15 protein-coding genes, 10 tRNA genes and 1 rRNA gene are annotated in these 13,857 nt (G+C 41.0%); 5 read left to right on the top strand and 21 right to left on the bottom strand.

What is annotated here, in order from left to right; all coding sequences use genetic code 11:
* Positions 1-58: 58 nt before the first annotated feature.
* Positions 59-1,204 (bottom strand): AI-2E family transporter, encoded by a 1,146-nt coding sequence (locus I6H64_RS02375; protein ID WP_008841366.1) that lies wholly within the window; start codon positions 1,202-1,204, stop codon positions 59-61.
* Positions 1,205-1,221: 17 nt separating this feature from the next.
* Positions 1,222-1,578 carry a PTS glucitol/sorbitol transporter subunit IIA gene (locus tag I6H64_RS02370; protein WP_002830528.1) on the bottom strand — a complete coding sequence of 119 codons (357 nt, stop codon included), beginning with the start codon at positions 1,576-1,578 and terminating at the stop codon, positions 1,222-1,224.
* A 131-nt stretch (positions 1,579-1,709) separates the two neighbouring features.
* Here I6H64_RS02370 and I6H64_RS02365 point away from each other — a divergent pair, with 131 nt between their 5' ends.
* Both I6H64_RS02365 and I6H64_RS02360 read left to right on the top strand, forming a co-directional pair.
* Positions 1,710-2,723, top strand: a complete 1,014-nt coding sequence (locus I6H64_RS02365) for a lactonase family protein (RefSeq protein WP_008841367.1) — start codon at positions 1,710-1,712, stop codon at positions 2,721-2,723.
* A 14-nt stretch (positions 2,724-2,737) separates the two neighbouring features.
* Positions 2,738-3,367: a copper homeostasis protein CutC gene (locus I6H64_RS02360; protein ID WP_005918593.1), complete on the top strand. Its 630-nt coding sequence runs from the start codon at positions 2,738-2,740 to the stop codon at positions 3,365-3,367.
* Positions 3,368-3,447: 80 nt separating this feature from the next.
* Here I6H64_RS02360 and mgtE read toward each other — a convergent pair whose 3' ends face one another.
* From mgtE to I6H64_RS02340, 4 genes are read right to left on the bottom strand one after another with little or no spacing between them, the layout of a single operon-like run.
* The gene (mgtE, locus tag I6H64_RS02355) at positions 3,448-4,797 is read right to left on the bottom strand and encodes a magnesium transporter (protein ID WP_002830532.1); all 1,350 of its coding nucleotides are present in this window, start codon (positions 4,795-4,797) and stop codon (positions 3,448-3,450) included.
* A complete protein-coding gene (locus tag I6H64_RS02350; RefSeq protein WP_008841371.1) occupies positions 4,797-5,702 on the bottom strand; it encodes an RluA family pseudouridine synthase in 906 nt (301 codons plus the stop codon). Before I6H64_RS02350 ends, mgtE begins: the two co-directional genes overlap by 1 nt.
* Positions 5,692-6,501, bottom strand: coding sequence for an NAD kinase (locus I6H64_RS02345; protein WP_002830534.1), 810 nt, complete (start codon positions 6,499-6,501; stop codon positions 5,692-5,694). The genes I6H64_RS02350 and I6H64_RS02345 overlap by 11 nt, the downstream gene beginning before the upstream one ends.
* A gap of 1 nt (position 6,502) precedes the next feature.
* Entirely contained in the window at positions 6,503-7,117 is a 615-nt protein-coding gene (locus I6H64_RS02340; protein WP_002832006.1) for a GTP diphosphokinase, read from the bottom strand.
* A 165-nt stretch (positions 7,118-7,282) separates the two neighbouring features.
* Here I6H64_RS02340 and I6H64_RS02335 point away from each other — a divergent pair, with 165 nt between their 5' ends.
* Positions 7,283-7,873, top strand: a complete 591-nt coding sequence (locus I6H64_RS02335) for a DsbA family protein (protein WP_008841372.1) — start codon at positions 7,283-7,285, stop codon at positions 7,871-7,873.
* 163 nt (positions 7,874-8,036) lie between these two features.
* Here I6H64_RS02335 and I6H64_RS02330 read toward each other — a convergent pair whose 3' ends face one another.
* From I6H64_RS02330 to I6H64_RS02315, 4 genes are all read right to left on the bottom strand, one after another.
* On the bottom strand, positions 8,037-9,086 hold the full coding sequence (locus tag I6H64_RS02330) for a competence protein CoiA (protein WP_036685256.1): 1,050 nt from the start codon (positions 9,084-9,086) through the stop codon (positions 8,037-8,039).
* A gap of 165 nt (positions 9,087-9,251) precedes the next feature.
* Positions 9,252-9,974, bottom strand: a complete 723-nt coding sequence (locus tag I6H64_RS02325; RefSeq protein WP_002830539.1) for an adaptor protein MecA — start codon at positions 9,972-9,974, stop codon at positions 9,252-9,254.
* A gap of 248 nt (positions 9,975-10,222) precedes the next feature.
* A complete protein-coding gene (gene spxA / locus I6H64_RS02320; protein WP_002832011.1) occupies positions 10,223-10,621 on the bottom strand; it encodes a transcriptional regulator SpxA in 399 nt (132 codons plus the stop codon).
* A gap of 253 nt (positions 10,622-10,874) precedes the next feature.
* The gene (locus I6H64_RS02315; protein ID WP_002830543.1) at positions 10,875-11,612 is read right to left on the bottom strand and encodes an MBL fold metallo-hydrolase; all 738 of its coding nucleotides are present in this window, start codon (positions 11,610-11,612) and stop codon (positions 10,875-10,877) included.
* Positions 11,613-11,733: 121 nt separating this feature from the next.
* On the opposite strand from I6H64_RS02315, the gene I6H64_RS02310 reads away from it, so the two are divergent.
* Together I6H64_RS02310 and I6H64_RS10080 are read left to right on the top strand one after the other, a co-directional pair.
* Positions 11,734-12,189 (top strand): hypothetical protein, encoded by a 456-nt coding sequence (locus tag I6H64_RS02310; protein WP_008841374.1) that lies wholly within the window; start codon positions 11,734-11,736, stop codon positions 12,187-12,189.
* A gap of 51 nt (positions 12,190-12,240) precedes the next feature.
* Complete coding sequence (locus I6H64_RS10080) at positions 12,241-12,462, top strand: hypothetical protein (protein WP_036686809.1); 222 nt, start codon at positions 12,241-12,243, stop codon at positions 12,460-12,462.
* Between the two features lie 171 nt (positions 12,463-12,633).
* Here I6H64_RS10080 and I6H64_RS02305 read toward each other — a convergent pair.
* The 11 genes from I6H64_RS02305 to rrf form a co-directional block, all read right to left on the bottom strand.
* Positions 12,634-12,704: transfer RNA gene (locus I6H64_RS02305), tRNA-Cys, on the bottom strand.
* A 76-nt stretch (positions 12,705-12,780) separates the two neighbouring features.
* A tRNA-Leu gene (locus I6H64_RS02300) sits at positions 12,781-12,864 on the bottom strand.
* 44 nt (positions 12,865-12,908) lie between these two features.
* Positions 12,909-12,981 (bottom strand) — tRNA-His (locus I6H64_RS02295).
* A 5-nt stretch (positions 12,982-12,986) separates the two neighbouring features.
* Positions 12,987-13,060: transfer RNA gene (locus I6H64_RS02290), tRNA-Trp, on the bottom strand.
* A 53-nt stretch (positions 13,061-13,113) separates the two neighbouring features.
* Positions 13,114-13,186: transfer RNA gene (locus tag I6H64_RS02285), tRNA-Phe, on the bottom strand.
* 25 nt (positions 13,187-13,211) lie between these two features.
* Positions 13,212-13,285: transfer RNA gene (locus I6H64_RS02280), tRNA-Asp, on the bottom strand.
* A 15-nt stretch (positions 13,286-13,300) separates the two neighbouring features.
* Positions 13,301-13,373 (bottom strand) — tRNA-Val (locus tag I6H64_RS02275).
* 4 nt (positions 13,374-13,377) lie between these two features.
* A tRNA-Glu gene (locus I6H64_RS02270) sits at positions 13,378-13,449 on the bottom strand.
* Between the two features lie 13 nt (positions 13,450-13,462).
* Positions 13,463-13,554 (bottom strand) — tRNA-Ser (locus I6H64_RS02265).
* A gap of 12 nt (positions 13,555-13,566) precedes the next feature.
* Positions 13,567-13,639: transfer RNA gene (locus tag I6H64_RS02260), tRNA-Asn, on the bottom strand.
* A 6-nt stretch (positions 13,640-13,645) separates the two neighbouring features.
* Positions 13,646-13,762 (bottom strand): 5S ribosomal RNA (gene rrf / locus I6H64_RS02255).
* Between the last annotated feature and the right edge of the window lie 95 nt (positions 13,763-13,857).

Below are 13,857 nucleotides of genomic sequence, written 5' to 3'. Positions count from 1 at the left end.
CCGCGTAACACGGGCTCCATCCGCATACTAACACTACTTTTTTCATTCTGCAAATTAGCTATTGTTCGTAACCGCCTACCCGACGCTTGAAAAGTTCAAAACCGTGGATAAACAGTACCTTTAGCACTGCATAAGCAGGAATCCCAAAAATCACACCAACCAAACCAAACATTTGTCCCGACGCTAGTAAAACCACCAAAATAGTTACCGGATGAATCGCTAGGTTGCTTCCTAAAACTAATGGTGAAATGAAACGGCCTTCTAACGTTTGTTCAATTGCAAAAACAATCAGCACCTTGACCAACATCACTGGCGAGATGAACGCGCCAATTACTATGGAAGGAACCATTGCTAAAAACGACCCCAAGTAAGGAATTAAATTTAAAAATCCTGCCGCAACTGCGAGGGTAAGTGCAAATTTTAGCCCAATTACTAAGTAACCAATAAAAAACATCAGGGCCACGAAGAATGCGACCACTAATTGTCCCCGGATATACTGACTTAATTGGGTATTAATTTCACCAAGGATCTGGAGAAATTGGGGCCGATACCGTACAGGAAAAGCCTTCGCTAGGTATTCTGGAAGGTCATGTCCATCCCGCAATAAGTAAAACAGGATAAACGGCATGGTGATGATGCCAATCACCACCTTCGTAATTAAGCTCAATACGCTTCCCAACGAAGTGACCGTATTATTGGCAACGCTCGTTACTTTCTTTGTCCACGATTGAATAGTTTCGCTACTAACTCCGTGGAATTGCTTTTGAAAATCACCTAAGCGTGGGTCATTTAAGATACCATTGATTTTTTCTATAGCAGCGTTCCAATAATCTGGCCAGTTTTGAATTAGCGCTGCAGTTTGTTCTCGAATCACGGGAATCACCGCCACTACTCCAGCAACGATTAAGATAGCCACCCCGACAAAAATAATACTGATGGAAACCACCCGTTTCATTTTAAAGCGACTTTCTAACCGATCAACCAACGGATTCAACAAGTAATACAAAACGCCCGCTAAAATAATGGGAAATCCCACAATTTTAAAGAAGTCTTCCAGCGGCTTGAAAATCCAGGTAACTTTTGAAAACATAAATAAAATTAGTAACACTAATAACACGATGATCAAACTAACGACCGGCCGGTTATTGAGTACTAACTGGTTAAACCACGTTCTCCACCTAGGTACTTTAGGCTTGCGTTCCATCAACTTTCACCGTCCAATCACTTGTATTGAATAGTTTCCCCCACTTTAAAATCGGGAAAAACATCCGGGCTAAGGTAAATTGCGCTCGCCAACGGCTGTTCAGGTACCTCTTTAAAAACCAGCGTCGTGTGACCAATGCTTTGCAAATTTTGATTTACCAAACTACCAACAAATTTAACGTCATAGGTTTGTTCACCAATTACGATTTGTGAACCCGCTTTTAAGTTAAATTGCTGATCATTATCTTTTTCAATTTCTTGGACAACCGCAATTTTCTTTAAATCTGGCGTTGCGGTTTCGTCAAACAAAATTGCTAACCGATCTTGCTTAGCAATTGCCTCTGGTCCAATACTTTTTACCTTAGCTGAAATCATTTAACACACCCCTTACTCATTATGATTTTATTGTACCATAGTGGGGTTCTCACACCTTCAGAAAACGTATTCAATCCGTGAAATATGCTATACTTAACGGTGAGTTTTACCTAGAGAGGAGCACAAGTGCTATGATTGAAACCATTTTATTAGGTACCTACACCAAACAAACCAGTGAAGGAATCTATCAAGTTGAACTTGATACAACCCAAAAACAACTCCAAAACTTACAATTAGTTGCCAAAGTAGAAAACCCAACCTATCTAACGGTAAGTCAACAGCAAATGCTGTATGCTGTCGATCGTTACCAAGATCAAGGAGGTGTTTCGGTAACTCAACTAGGCGACCGTTCTCAAGTTTTACAACATTTAGTACAGCTGGGAACCCCGCCTGCTTACGTAACCGTAGACGAACAACGTCACCTAGTTTTTGACGCTAATTATCACGAAGGCACCGTTCATGCGTATCAAATTCAAGCCGACGGAACCCTTAATTTAGCACACACCTTTACTAATCAAGGCTCCGGCCCGCGTCCAGAACAAAGTGAAGCCCATCCCCATTACGTTGATCGTACTCCCGATGAGCACCTTGTGGTCTGTGATTTAGGTTGTGATGAAGTATTTATTTTAGATTATGATGCAGCCACCGGCTTCCAAACGGTTTCTAAGTACGAAACTGCTCCAGGGTTTGGCCCGCGGCACGTTGTATTTAACCAACAAGGAAACACGGCTTATTTAGTTGGTGAATTGGCAAGTGAAGTAGAAGTGCTTAATTACCACAATGGTGAATTTCGTCACGTTCAAACGCTAAAAACCATTCCCGACGACTGGGAGCAACATAATGGAGCCGCCGCAATTAGAATTACTAGCGACAACCGTTTCGTTTACGTATCCAACCGGGGCCATGATTCAATCGCCGTTTTTGCGGTTAATGACGATGGCACCCTCGAACTAATCCAAAATTGTGCCATTGCAGGTAGCTTCCCCCGTGATTTTGCCCTAAATGCTGACGAGCGTTTTCTTGTTTGTGGCAACCAGATCACCAATAACTTGAGTTTATTTGAAAGAAATTCCGAGAATGGTAAACTTAAACTTATTCAAAAAGACTTTGCCGCTCCAGAAGTGGTTTGCGTCTACTTTAAATAAAAACGAGGTTAATTATGCTTAAAGAAGTTCCAGTAGAAAATTACACTGACATTCCCCGGGTAATTGCCAACGGGGCTAATCGAATTGAGCTTTGTGACAACTTAGCGGTGGGCGGCACTACCGTCAGTCACGGGGTAATGGCGGAAAGCCAGAAATACGCTAGCGAACATCACATTCCGGTTATGGCTATGATCCGGCCCCGGGGCGGCAACTTTGTTTATAACGATATTGAATTAAAAATGATGGAAGCCGACCTTTTCCAAGCACAACAGCTTGGCGTTGACGGTGCAGTTTTCGGTGCATTGACTCCCCAAGGAACCATTGACGAAGAGGCAATGGAACAATTAATCGGCGCTGCCGGTGGTATGCAAATCACCTTCCACATGGCTTTTGACGCGATTCCGGTAGAGCACCAAGCCGCTAGTATTGATTGGCTGATTGACCACGACGTGGATCGGATCTTAACCCATGGTGGTCCGTTAACTAAACCCATTGAAGATACGCTTAGCCACCTCAAGGAAACCGTTGAATACGCTAAGGGCCGCATCATCGTAATGCCGGGTGGTGGCGTCACCGTTGATAACGCTGCTGAAATTGCTGAACAACTTCACGTTCCCGAACTACACGGCTCGAAATTAGTTTAATCCTAAAATAAAAGCATCGTGGTAATTCCCCTGATTCATGGAATTATCACGATGCTTTTTATACTATTAATTAACCTGTCCTAGTGAAAGTTCGCTAAGCAAATTGTCGCAATGTTAAAGTAAATTAAAATTGAAATAATATCACTAACGGTGGAAATCAGTGGTCCGCTAGCTACCCCTGGATCTTGACCTAACTTTTCCAGAATAATCGGAATTAAACTACCTACCAAATTAGCGATAAAAATAGCTCCCCACATGGCTGCCCCAACAATTATGCCAAGCATTAAGTTGTGTTGCCAAAGCAATACTACGACGAAAATCACTAAACCAGTAAGTACACTAGTTAAAAGTCCCGTTAGAATTTCATTTAAAATAATTTTAAATCCACTATTATCATCTTCATCATTTGCCAACCGGCGCATTGCGACCGCCAAACTTTGAGTACCTGCGTTACCAGCCGTCCCGGTAATCAAAGTGATGAAAACTGCCAGTACGCCAAATCGGTCAAGAACCCCTTGGAATTGGCTAATTACGACCGCACTGATCAATCCCAAGAATAACATAGTTACTAACCAAGGCATCCGGCTCTTGAAAGCTGCCCAAGGATTTTCCGACAGGTCTTCCGTACCAACCCCGGCCAACCGTGAATAATCTTGGGCGGACTCTTCGTCAATTACGTCGATGATGTCGTCAACGGTAATGATTCCCAACATTTTATTGTTCTTATCGACTACCGGTATCGCAATAAAATTGTAGTCCCGAATTTGAGTGGCAATCTCAACTTGGTCTTCGTTATCCAATACCGACACCACGTTAGTATTCATAATCCGTTTAATAAATACGTCGTCAGGATTAACAATCAAGTCCTTAACGGAGATTACCCCAATTAGTTGGTTAGATTCGTTTACTACGTAAATGTACGAAATAGTTTCCGCATACTGGGCTTCTTGCTTAACCTGGTTCATTGCGGAACCAACCGTGGCATCGACCGCTACCGAAATAAATTCGGTAGTCATCAACGCTCCCGCCGTCTTATCTTCGTATTTTAGCAGCTGCCGAACGCGAGCCGCATCCACGGGTTGCATATACGATAGTAACTTGTGCAACTTATCATTGCGAACCGCCCCCAATACGTCGGCTTCGTTATCATCATACATCCCGTTCAACAACGCTGCCGCATATCGCGGAGTCATTTCATCTAAGTATTCCGCAATCAAATCCGGCTCATCATCGATTTCGTCAAAGGCGTCTGCCAGTTCATCTGGGCTGAGGTATTGATAAACCAGTTGCCGTTCGGGACCGGTTAACTCCCCAAAAAAACGCCCCTGATCATAATTATGTAAGTCAAGGAAATCTTCCTTGAAACTCTTTGCGTCTTCTTTATTTAATTCTAATTTTAATTTATCAAAAATCGCTTGAGTATTATCCATTATTCTTTATCCTTTTCTTTCTTCCAATATTCAAGCATGTCATTTGGAATTGGCGCTTGTACGTCAATTTTCTTTCCTCTAAACACATTCTCAAACTTCAATGAAAAGCAGTGCAGCGCCTGCCTTTGTAAGTTCCTAAAGGAAGTTTCGTTATAAAGCGGATCCCCAATCAACGGATGGTGAAGTTCACTAAAATGAACCCGAATCTGATGGGTTCGCCCAGTGTGTAACTGCACTTTCAATAGGGAATCCGTAGCATTCTGCTCCAGCACCCAATATTCTGTTTTTGAAGGTTTCCCATTGCCAGCGCTGGCCACCCTGCGCTTAATAAAGGAAGCTGGGTCCCTTTCAATCGGGGCGTCAATTAAACCGTGACTTTGTGCAAACCTTCCCGTCGCCATTGCTAAATAATATTTTTGCACCCGGTGTTGTCGTAAATCTTGGTCCATAATTGTATGTGCAAACCGGTGTTTGGCAAACAAAACTAGCCCCGAAGTATCTTGATCAAGTCGGGTCACCACGTGAACAACCTGACTTTCATAATCCCTTTCCGCGTAATAATTCTTAACGCGGTTTACTAGGGTATCCGTTTGATTTCGGGCGGACTGCACCGTTGGCAAAAATGGCGGCTTGTTTACCACTAAATAGTCCTGGTCCTCGTAAATCACATCAATTGGTTGACGAGACCGAACCACGTGAGGGTTCCCTGGCTCTGGCGGTAATTCAACGGTTACTTGGTCACCAGCAGTCACCATCGCGTTAGTTCGTTTCGGCTGCTCATTAACTAAAATTTTTCCACCATTAAATTTAATACTTTTTAATAGTGCTCGGGAAATCCGTTTCCGTGTCAAAAAAGTTCGTAGATGTTGAGGGGACTCATCTTGAACTTGCCAACTAAATTTCATCTATTTGACCAATAAACGAATTCCGCACCCGGTTCCAAAAACCAGTGTGCCGGTATTTAAGAAACTTTACCTTAGGAACCGCAATTCCATAATGTACGGATTGCACGTTTTTATCTAAGATACCTAGCCGATCTGCCGTAAAATTGTAAGTTCGGTGATAACTTGGTAAAGGTCGAATCGTAACGGTCTCATTTGGCGCTAAAATTAGCGCAGCTCCCACCGTCCGGAAAACCCGGTTGTTAATCGAAGCAATCTCCGCCATCTGCATTGCTTCTAACTGCGGGTGCACGATTGCTCCGCCAACCGACCGGTTATATGCGGTTGATCCGGTCGGGGTCGAAATACAAAGTCCATCCCCCCGGAAACGCTCAAATAATTGATCCCCAATTAAAACGTCCGCAACTAAAGTACCGTTTAATTTCCGTAACGTAGATTCGTTAATCGCCTTATAATTAGCCTTCGTTCCGTCGGTATGGATCACGTCAATATTTAATAACGGATACCCAATCTCGGAACATCCATCGCTTTTCAGCGCCTTAACCAAGTCGTCTAACTCATAATCTCGCCAATCGGTATAAAAACCTAAATGTCCCGTATGAACGCCCACAAAGCGAACTCGATCAATAATTGGTAAGTACTTCTGGATTGCCGATAGTAAAGTGCCGTCGCCGCCAATTGTGATTACCACCGTGGGGTCTTGATCATCCAAAGCAATGTGATTTTCCCGTAAGATTTGGCTCAAATCTTGGCCGACTTCGATTGAGTGTTCGTCACCCGAATGGTAGATTGCTATTTTCATTTTATTCATCACGTTGTTCCCTTTGTGCTAATAAAATTTGTTTACGAATGTCTGACATTTCTTTGTCTAATTCGTACGACTTAACGGATGCCTTCTGCAAGCGAGTTCGTAGCTCTGCAGGGAAATTACCGTTAAACTTGTAATTTAGCGAATGTTCGATGGTTGCCCAGAAATTCATTTCTAAAGTCCGGACTTGAATTTCAGCCAAGACTTTCTTTTGCCCGGTTAACATTTGAACTGGGTATTCAATCACGATGTGGTATGACCGATACCCACTCGGCTTCTCATTTTCCACATAATCCCGCTCTTCAATCACGGTCATGTCGGTTCGTTTTCGGATCAGGTCAACCACCTGATAAATGTCTTCTACAAACTGACACATTACCCGCACGCCCGCGATATCTTGCATATCCTGTTCGATTCGTTCTTCTAAAATTTGGCGCCGTACCATCTTTTCTTTAATACTATCTACCGGCTTCACACGCCCAGTAACGAATTCAATTGGACTTTCTTCGTCACTTCTTAAAAATTGTGTGCGCATTGCTCTTAGCTTAACCTTTAGCTCTGAAACAGCCTGTGCATACGGCAATAAAAAACTATTCCAATCTTCAATCATACGGATCCCCCCGAATCAATTTAACAACCTCTTCTATTTTATCATAGAAACACGCTCAACTATTTTAAACATTCTCCAGAGTTTTTCAAGCAAAATAATTGCTTTTATGCCATAATTTGTTAAAGTATAATCAGTTTGACTTACGTATTCTTTGGAGGAATTTAAATGCTGGAAACATACCTTTTCATCACTCCGTGGGGTGATGAATGCTTCAAATGTGAAAAGGAGACCATTCGCTATTTTGGCCGTGCTGAGGAAAAAGTAGATTTAAAAATCTTCCCGGTTTTAAATATGCAGGTTGTCTTAAACTATATGAAGCATAACCAAGTCAAAAATGGTAATTACAACGACCTATTTAACCGCATGTATTTAACTTGCCTCGATTACAAGGCTGCTTGTTACCAAGGGCGTGCTAAGGGCCGCCAGTTCCTAGTTGCCATGCAAAAGGCAGTAATCGACAAGGGCGAAAGCTATTCTATCGAACTAGGCAGTCAACTTGCTCAACAAGTTGGTTTAGACTTAACCATGTTTGAAGATGACCGACGTTCTGAAATGGTCCAAAAGGAATTTAAACATGACCAACAATTGGCCCATGAAATGGGTGCCGAAAGCATCCCCGCTGCGGTAACCTTTAACGTAAAAGATGAGGAATATGGCATTTTAATGGATCATTATGATTACCAGACCCTCGCTTCAGTTTGTAAACTGAAACTAGCATCTGATGACGATAATTCATTTATTCCCGAGACACTTTAGCTTGTTAGAGCACCGAAATTATTTTTCTGATTAATAGAATTTCAAGACAAATTCTATTCAGGGAGTTGTCTTGAAATTTATTTAGCCAGACTTATTCTCATACCACAGCAAATTTAAAGGCTGGATTAAGTTCCAGCCTTTTTTGTAAAATCTTTCCAGCAATTTACTTTCTCAATTCATTAAGATTACCTTTCAAAGCATTCATTTTGGTAGATGCATCCGGAAACCAAGTAACTGCCTCCCCTCGAAACTGCCACCGTTGCTCCCGTTTAACTATCCAATGATGATTAACTAAGTAATTCCAAAATTCTTGATCCACCTCTTCACTAATCCAACCATTAACACCGTTTGGTTCTTCCAGCATAAGTAAAATACAAATACGATTTAAAATTGGCGGACTCAAATGCCAAAAATCCGTACAGTTTTGGGGAACGTGTACCACCCACGGACACCCTAGTAAAGAATGGCCCTTTTCATAACAAAGCTGTTGCACCTTAAGATAACGTTGATCAATTTTTGTTCCCAACACGTGTCTTTCAAGTTGGCGAACTTCCCTAATTAAGTTCGTTGAATTAGTTAAAGAATCTGGTTTAGTTTGAATACTAATTTTAGAATCATTTACTAGCAGGGGCTGTTTTAAGTAAGTGATTTTGCCAAATAGTTGCCGGTAAACTTGATAAAACAACCACGGCGTATTATCGACTAAAGCATCCCACGCTAAAAACCACCACCCGTAGCGCGTGGCGTACCGACCAAACTTTTGCATCGTCGCTAGCAGTCCCTTTTCCTTACAGTGTTGCGGTCCTGCAATCCAGTAAACATGTTTACTAACTTGCTGGTAATCGTACGTTCTTTGGCGAATTTCCGAAACCGTGATGGGACTACACTGGTATTCAATCACGTAGATTTCGCCATGTGCCCGCACCACCACGTCTCCACGCCGTTTAATGCCTGGAAAATAATATTCCGTCTGCACTTCTAAGCCTAATTTCATAAAGTAATCTCTAAGTCGTGTTTTTCCAATTTTGTGCCGTCGACTTTCTTCGCTCCCTAATTTTGGCTTATTCTCAGCTACATGAGCAAAATACTTATTTCGATAACGTCCTGCACATAGTCGTAATGGCCGGTGGCATTGTGGGCAATAGTATCTGCCCTTAGCAATTGCAGTAGCGGCTTTCACCAATTTCCCCGTTTCTGTTAATGCAACCTTCATTAAATTCACCTCTATTAGCAAATACGCAAGCTAAAAGAGATTATTCGCGGAAGTAAATGTTTTTACGCATTTTCATAAAAATAGCAGCTACTTTTCCACAAAAAAGAGGTTAAGGAAAAATCCGTTCAGATTTCCCTAACCTCAAAGCCGTTTTCTAGCTAATCGTTACGCTTTAAAATAGTGTTTGGCTAACTCTAAAGCAGCACTATCAATAATTGTTTTCCCGTGTTCACGAAGTACTTCGCTAGTAATTGACGTTTGATCGCCATACTCGTACGCCAAAGCTAAATTATCCTTGACCAACTCGGGAGTATTTTCACTCATATAGAAAACCAACTCTAAATAGTAACTATCTTTATAGCGGTAAAGGACCGAATCCAGACCGTTCACATCACTAATCGCGGCCGCAATTCCTGGTAAGCCTTCAAAATCGTTAAGTTTAATTACCTTTGTTTGGGTGTCGTCACTATCGCTGCCATAACTATTAAAGTCTGCCGGATCTGCATCACGGCTCGGATTGCTCATATTGGCATCTTGTCCATCAGTTTCAGCAAGCTTTTTCTTCAAGAAATCAGAGACTTCATCCAGTTCTTCGTTACTAGGTGATTCGTTCTTCGCTACTGATTTCATTGCCTCTTCCATTCCGTTAGCGGGGTTTTTACTAATATACAATTCTAAGCCATTACGATTTGGTAAAACTTGGAAAGTTACTGCATCATTGTTAGCAAATTGATGATCAGTATCTACTTCTTCTAATACAGAATAAAAAAAGTTTTCTATTTCTTTGTGATTATCAAGCAAGTCTAGGAAGGTAACTCCCCTTTCGCTCAAATCTTCTGAGCTGATCTTGACTCGAATGGTATCTTCATTAATTCGTTCCATTTCCATTAAGCAGCACCTCCAGTTTAACGAAACTGAATGAAAAGAACCCACTAATATTAGTATATATTAGGTTCCCCACGATTATCCCATAAATTCATTAAAAATTCCACTTTCATAGCTGATTCAACCATTTTTAGTCTGTAATCAAGTAAAAATGAAGAGGGGCCGGAAAAAGTATTTTCCTAGCCCCTTAGTTTGAACTTTACCTATTCTTTTTAAGATCTCGTCAGCGAACCGACATACCTAATTAATCATTATAAATTAGCAATCTTTTGTGCCCTTGCCAATTCAAGCTGTCTTACCTTACGTGGTAAGAAGCGCCGAATTTCATCTTCATTGTATCCCACTTGTAGACGCTTGTCGTCTACTAAGATTGGACGCCGAAGTAACCCAGGGTTCTTTTCAATTAAATCAATTAATTGTTTTAAAGAAAGATCGTCTAAATCGACATCTAATTCTTGGAAAACCTTTGAGCGCCGAGAAACGATTTCCTCTGTACCGTTTTCAGTTAACTGCAGAACTTGTTTAATCTCTGCAGCACTTAATGGTTCAGAAAAAATATTTCTTTCCTTATATTGAATACCATGTTCTTCAAGCCATGCCTTAGCTTTCCGGCAAGATGTGCAACTTGGTGAAGTATATAAATTAACCATAACGTATGTCCCCCTTAACGTCGTTAAATATTACCTGCCTTATGGTTAATATTATACAGTTTTACCGGGTGTTTATCTAGAACTATTTTTAAATTTACTTATAAAAAATAACTAAAAATAATTCTTAATTCGGGATTAAAGTTTTTACTTATCGACCTATAATACTTTTAAAGTAAAAGTGTTCAATACACGAAGGAGCTATTTTTAAACATAACCTTATACCAACAAAATACTTTTACTTATAATAAAACCCTTATAATTCGATAACTTTTCCGGTAGCCGGTAATTCAATTTTTGTTGGATTTGCTGAAAAATGTTGCGTTTCTTCTAACATTATTTTTGGATCAATCTTTGGCGACAAGTGACTAATTATTAAACGTTGGGCATGTGCGTTATCAAACAATTGCGCAGTTTCTTTAGTTGTCAGGTGCCATTTAACTCCTTGATAATCACTCAAAAAGTTCGTATCCGTAATTAATAAATCACTATTCTGCGCAAAATCAGCTAATTGCGCGAAATAACGCGTATCCGACGTAAAGGTAAAGACTTTACCCGTGGCAACTTCCTCAATTCTGGTGGCAAATGCCGCTACCGGATGCTGTGTTTTTTCAAAGGAAATCTTCAATCCCCCTACTTTAATTACATCATTTACTTGATAACTAATTCCCTTGGACGCATTGGGCCAGGTTAGTGCACCAAAATTTAGCGGATCTTCTGTATGTCCATAAATCGGCAACGTTGCAACTTTTTTCTTCTCATTCAATTGCCAACGGTACTGTAAAACACCTAGATCGGCTGTATGATCGTGATGATAATGTGTGAGTAAAACCGCGTCTAGGTCTAGTGGATCGAGATGCTTTTCTAATTCTAAGAGAGTAGCCGATCCAGCATCGAGCAATAAATTAGTATCTTTGGTTTGAACTAGGTAACCGGTAGTCCCCGTATTTTTACTTGGATAACCACCATAGTATCCTAAAATTGTAATCTTCATAAAATCCCTCCATGTGACATCATTAACCCATTTTAACGCAAATTAATATCCTTATCGAACTTTAATATTTTTAGTTTGTCCATTGTAGCATTATAATGGTTATAAAATTGGAGGTGTTTCAATGTTTAAAACAATTACTACTTCTTTCGGCAGCTCTGCCGTTTTAAAATCGATTCAAAAAAAATATTCTTCGCGAAAGTTACTACTACTAGCTAATCAGAACGATAACGATAGCTTTCAGTTAGTCGATTTTTCAAATCAACCGACGATTTTTAAAGCTCCCCAGCGCTACACCGTCTTGAATTCTTTTGATTCAATACAAAAGAATTCAATTTTTACGTACCACTTTTTCGAACTTAGTACAGATGCGTTAGATGCTTTCGATAGTCAGATTGATAACCTTGCAGGCAAGACCGCCACTACCCTACTGAATTTAAAGCCGCTTGATCAAAAACCATATAATCGAGCAATTTTAGAAATCTCCCAAAATAGTGCGGTCCCGGAGTCCCTACAAGCTCTTATAAGTAAATACCATAATCAAAATTATTATAAAACCAATTATCAGGTTGTCGGGTAGGTGTTATTTTATTACTTTTACAGTATACTGGTATATTGAATACGAAGGGAGTTGAAACTAATCTTTCCTACCAAGAAACCACAAATTCTTATTTATAACATCATATTTGACTTGATTGTAGGAATCTTTTTTGTCTACTACTTGAAAGTTTCTGCAAATTTGTCAACCTTTCTACGTGTTATTTTAATGGCTTTTGCAGCTTATGATTTCACCGATATGTTCTTTAGTATCAAATTACTTCTTGAACAACGTCGGCGTAATAAACATAAATAATGCATTTTAAAAACTGATCTCTTCCTATCGATTATTATGTCTTTAGGGAGGGATTTTTTTGCTAACTAACCAACTGTAATCTTACCAAATGCTCCTAAACAGGATTACTCCGCAACCCAAACAAAAAAGCCTAACCCAAAATGAGTCAAGCTCTTATCGTATTCGACCAAAAGGCGGTAGACGGATTTGAACCGACGATGAAGGTTTTGCAGACCTCTGCCTTACCACTTGGCTATACCGCCATAACAAATAAAAAAGTGTAATCACCCGTGTAAAAAATACACGATAATTACACGAAACAAACTTTAATTATTTTAATGCCTCCGGTGGGGGTCGAACCCACACTCCCGTGAAGGAACTGGATTTTGAGTCCAGCGCGTCTGCCAATTCCGCCACAGAGGCAACTAAAAAATCTAACAAACTGAGTTCCAATTACGAACTCAAAGGGCGGTAGGTGGGAATCGAACCCACGCGTGCCGGAGCCACAATCCGGTGCGTTAACCACTTCGCCACTACCGCCATCATGGCAGGGATAGTAGGAGTTGAACCCACACTGACGGTTTTGGAGACCGTAGTTCTACCATTAAACTATATCCCTATCATTGATAATAAGTGACTGTTATTAAATCAAGTGAACTATACTGTTCACAATGGCGCGGGACAGAATCGAACTGCCGACACATGGAGCTTCAATCCATTGCTCTACCGACTGAGCTACCGAGCCAAATAATATATATAAAATGGTGCAACGGTCCTAACGAGACTCGAACTCGTGATCTCCTGCGTGACAGGCAGGCGTCCTAACCAACTAGACCATAGGACCAAAACACTTTTGGAATGGAGGATACAGGGCTCGAACCTGTGACCTCCTGCTTGTAAGGCAGATGCTCTCCCAACTGAGCTAATCCTCCAAAATGACCCGTACGGGATTCGAACCCATGTTACTGCCGTGAAAGGGCAGTGTCTTAACCACTTGACCAACGGGTCAGATCATATTATACGGAGAGTAAGGGATTCGAACCCTTGAAACAGGCTTTAACCCGTTTACATCATTTCCAATGATGCTCCTTCGGCCAACTCGGACAACTCTCCAAATAAATGAAACTCCGGCAGGCGGACTCGAACCGTCGACACCCTGATTAACAGTCAGATGCTCTACCAACTGAGCTATGCCGGAATAATCGCATGGCAACGTCCTACCCTCGCAGGGGGCGATCCCCCAACTACTCTTGGCGTTAAGAAGCTTGACTTCTGTGTTCGACATGGGAACAGGTATATCCTTCTCACTATCGTCACCACACTCTGTGCTAACTTACGTTATCACTTGAGAAAACTTTTGTCCTCTCAAAACTGAATAATATCTACATTCTCTTTCGAGTTACTTGCCACGTTCTA

The sequence above is a fragment of the Pediococcus acidilactici genome (assembly GCF_016127815.1).
Lineage (GTDB): Bacteria > Bacillota > Bacilli > Lactobacillales > Lactobacillaceae > Pediococcus > Pediococcus acidilactici.
Note: the sequence above shows the minus strand (reverse complement) of the source record. Positions and strands in the feature narration are given on the sequence as shown.

Bases quoted from the DNA above. Each gene is read 5' to 3' on its own strand.
- I6H64_RS02350 (WP_008841371.1), bottom strand. From the start codon at position 5,702: ATGAAATTTAGTTGGCAAGTTCAAGATGAGTCCCCTCAACATCTACGA.
- I6H64_RS02340 (WP_002832006.1), bottom strand. From the start codon at position 7,117: ATGATTGAAGATTGGAATAGTTTTTTATTGCCGTATGCACAGGCTGTT.
- spxA (WP_002832011.1), bottom strand. From the start codon at position 10,621: ATGGTTAATTTATATACTTCACCAAGTTGCACATCTTGCCGGAAAGCT.
- I6H64_RS02360 (WP_005918593.1), top strand. From the start codon at position 2,738: ATGCTTAAAGAAGTTCCAGTAGAAAATTACACTGACATTCCCCGGGTA.
- I6H64_RS02375 (WP_008841366.1), bottom strand. From the start codon at position 1,204: ATGGAACGCAAGCCTAAAGTACCTAGGTGGAGAACGTGGTTTAACCAG.
- mgtE (WP_002830532.1), bottom strand. From the start codon at position 4,797: ATGGATAATACTCAAGCGATTTTTGATAAATTAAAATTAGAATTAAAT.
- I6H64_RS02310 (WP_008841374.1), top strand. From the start codon at position 11,734: ATGTTTAAAACAATTACTACTTCTTTCGGCAGCTCTGCCGTTTTAAAA.
- I6H64_RS02345 (WP_002830534.1), bottom strand. From the start codon at position 6,501: ATGAAAATAGCAATCTACCATTCGGGTGACGAACACTCAATCGAAGTC.
- I6H64_RS02365 (WP_008841367.1), top strand. From the start codon at position 1,710: ATGATTGAAACCATTTTATTAGGTACCTACACCAAACAAACCAGTGAA.
- I6H64_RS02370 (WP_002830528.1), bottom strand. From the start codon at position 1,578: ATGATTTCAGCTAAGGTAAAAAGTATTGGACCAGAGGCAATTGCTAAG.
- I6H64_RS02335 (WP_008841372.1), top strand. From the start codon at position 7,283: ATGCTGGAAACATACCTTTTCATCACTCCGTGGGGTGATGAATGCTTC.
- I6H64_RS02330 (WP_036685256.1), bottom strand. From the start codon at position 9,086: ATGAAGGTTGCATTAACAGAAACGGGGAAATTGGTGAAAGCCGCTACT.
- I6H64_RS02325 (WP_002830539.1), bottom strand. From the start codon at position 9,974: ATGGAAATGGAACGAATTAATGAAGATACCATTCGAGTCAAGATCAGC.
- I6H64_RS02315 (WP_002830543.1), bottom strand. From the start codon at position 11,612: ATGAAGATTACAATTTTAGGATACTATGGTGGTTATCCAAGTAAAAAT.